Origin of the sequence: Mesorhizobium sp. M7A.F.Ca.ET.027.03.2.1 (assembly GCF_003999175.1) — a bacterium.
In the GTDB taxonomy this organism is placed as follows: Bacteria; Pseudomonadota; Alphaproteobacteria; order Rhizobiales; family Rhizobiaceae; genus Mesorhizobium.
Genome location: NZ_RZOM01000975.1, coordinates 1 through 2359 on the forward strand (window position 1 = coordinate 1; position 2359 = coordinate 2359).

General features: G+C 60.6%; 2 protein-coding genes and 1 pseudogene. 1 reads left to right on the plus strand and 2 read right to left on the minus strand.

Annotated features, from left to right (window positions below):
- A pseudogene (locus EN750_RS29850) lies at positions 1-264 on the plus strand (ATP-dependent DNA helicase RecG); the annotation flags it as partial.
- Here EN750_RS29850 and EN750_RS29855 read toward each other — a convergent pair.
- Both EN750_RS29855 and glmS read right to left on the minus strand, forming a co-directional pair.
- Positions 216-971 carry a DUF502 domain-containing protein gene (locus EN750_RS29855; RefSeq protein WP_027036784.1) on the minus strand — a complete coding sequence of 252 codons (756 nt, stop codon included), beginning with the start codon at positions 969-971 and terminating at the stop codon, positions 216-218. The pseudogene EN750_RS29850 and the gene EN750_RS29855 sit on opposite strands and share 49 nt — an antisense overlap.
- A 226-nt stretch (positions 972-1197) precedes the next feature.
- Positions 1198-2359 (minus strand): glutamine--fructose-6-phosphate transaminase (isomerizing) (glmS, locus tag EN750_RS29860; RefSeq protein ID WP_127398885.1); only part of this gene is annotated, 1162 nt, incomplete at its 5' end.

The window sequence follows — 2359 nt, forward strand, 5'->3', positions numbered from 1 at the left end:
ACCGAGGACGGGTTCCTGATCGCCGAAGAAGACCTGAAGCTGCGCGGCGAAGGCGAATTGCTGGGCACCCGCCAGTCTGGCACGCCGGGTTTCCAGGTTGCGCGCATCGAGGCGCATGCCGACCTTCTGGAGGCCGCCCGCGACGATGCCAGGCTGATCCTGTCGCGCGACCCGGAGCTGCAATCGCAGCGTGGCGAGGCGTTGCGCCTGCTGCTTTATTTGTTCGGCCGCGACGAGGCCGTGCGGCTCCTGCGCGCCGGCTGAGCCAGGGCGGCAACCGACGGGTTGGCGAGCATCCCTTCGATCGGCTCGCCATTCACGACAACCATTTGCTTGACCTCGGGCGCCACCAGCCCGGCCGACACAATCAGCTTGGCGCCGTCCTCAATCGTCATGTCGAGCAGCACGATGTCCGACTTCGGCACATACATCAGGAATCCGGTGGTCGGGTTTGGCGTGCACGGCATGAATACGGCAATCAGCGGATCGCCTTCCTGGTCGAGCTTCTGGTTGATCTCGGTTTCCTTCTCGCTGGCGACGAACACCAGCGACCACACACCCTTGCGCGGATATTCGACCAGTCCGACTTGGCGGAACATGTCGCCCTTGTTCGACAGAACGGTCTCGAAAATCTGTTTCAGCGAGCCATAGATACCGCGCACCAACGGCATGCGGCCAAGCAGGCGCTCGCCGAAATTGACGATGGCGCGGCCGACGATGTTGGCCGTCAGGAAGCCGATCAGCGTGATCAGGATGAGCGCCACGATCAGCCCGAACCCCGGCACAGGAAACGACAAATAGGTGTCAGGGCTGTAGCGGGCCGGAATATAGGGTTTCACCCAGGAATCGACCCAACCGATGAATGACCAGGCGATGTAGGCGGTGATCGCCAGCGGCGCGCAGACGATGAAGCCCGTGAGGAAATAGTTCCTCAGCCGGGTCACGCCGGAAGTCTTGGGAGCGTCGGACATGATTCACCGGAGGTGCTATTTCGACGCGACATTAGTGAACCGCCGTCCAGTTTGGAACTGCGAAGTCTTTAAAGAGCCGATTATGCCGCCACTTCCAACGGAGCAATCCAAACGGAAGCAGCATACGTTCACGATTAGCCGAAAACATCCTTCCTTTCGTCATCCACGGGCGGAGCAAGGAGCGAAGCGACGCGGCGCAGACCCGAGGATGACGAAAGGATGAGAGCTATTCCACCGTCACCGATTTCGCCAGATTGCGCGGCTGGTCGACGTCGGTGCCCATGAAGACGGCGGTAAAATAGGCCAGCATCTGGATCGGCAGCGCGTAGATGATCGGCGAGATGATTTCCGGCACGTCCGGCAGGATGATCGTCTCCATCGTCTTGACGCTCGTCAGCGCCGCACCCTTGCTGTCGGTGATCAGGATGATCTTGCCGCCGCGCGCCGCCACTTCCTGCATGTTCGAAACGGTCTTTTCGAAAATGTGGTCGTGCGGCGCAATGACGATGACCGGCATGTTCTCGTCGATCAGCGCGATCGGTCCATGCTTCAGCTCGCCGGCCGCATAGCCCTCGGCGTGGATATAGGAGATTTCCTTGAGTTTCAGCGCGCCTTCCATGGCTAGCGGAAAGTTGGTGTCGCGGCCGAGATAGAGCACGTCCTTGTAGCGTGAGAGTTCACGCGCGATCCGTTCGATCTGCTCTTCAAGCTTGAGCACCTGATTGGCATAGCGCGGCGCTTCCGAAAGCGCGCGCACCAGGGTCTTCTCTTGTTCTTTCGAGATTGTCCCGCGCGCCACGCCGGCCCGCACAGCAAGCGATGCCAGCACCGAAAGCTGGCAGGTGAACGCCTTGGTCGAGGCAACGCCGATCTCCGGCCCGGCGAGCGTCGGCAGCACGACATCGGATTCGCGCGCCATGGTCGATTCGCGCACATTGACGATCGCGCCGATCTTCATGCCGGCCTTGCGGCAATAACGCAGCGAGGCCAGCGTGTCGGCAGTCTCACCGGACTGCGAAATGAAGAACGCCGCGTCGTTCTTCGACAATGGCATTTCGCGGTAACGGAATTCGGAGGCGACATCGATGTCGACGGGCAGGCGCGCGTAGCGCTCGAACCAGTATTTGCCGATCAGGCCGGCAAGATAGGCGGTACCGCAGGCCGAAATCGCCAGCCGGTCGATTTTGGCGAAATCGAAAGGCAGGTCGAGCGGCTTGGAGACGCCGCCGACAAAATCCAGATAATTCGCCAAGGTATGCGAGATCACTTCGGGCTGCTCATGGATCTCTTTCTCCATGAAATGGCGCCGGTTACCCTTGTCGACCATGAAGCTGGTCGAAAGCGACTGCTGGCGCTTGCGGTCGACCTTTGTGCCGTCGATGTCGAAG

What these genes read in the sequence shown, in the direction of transcription:
- EN750_RS29855 (WP_027036784.1), bottom strand. Translation starts at nt 971, where the DNA reads ATGTCCGACGCTCCCAAGACTTCCGGCGTGACCCGGCTGAGGAACTAT.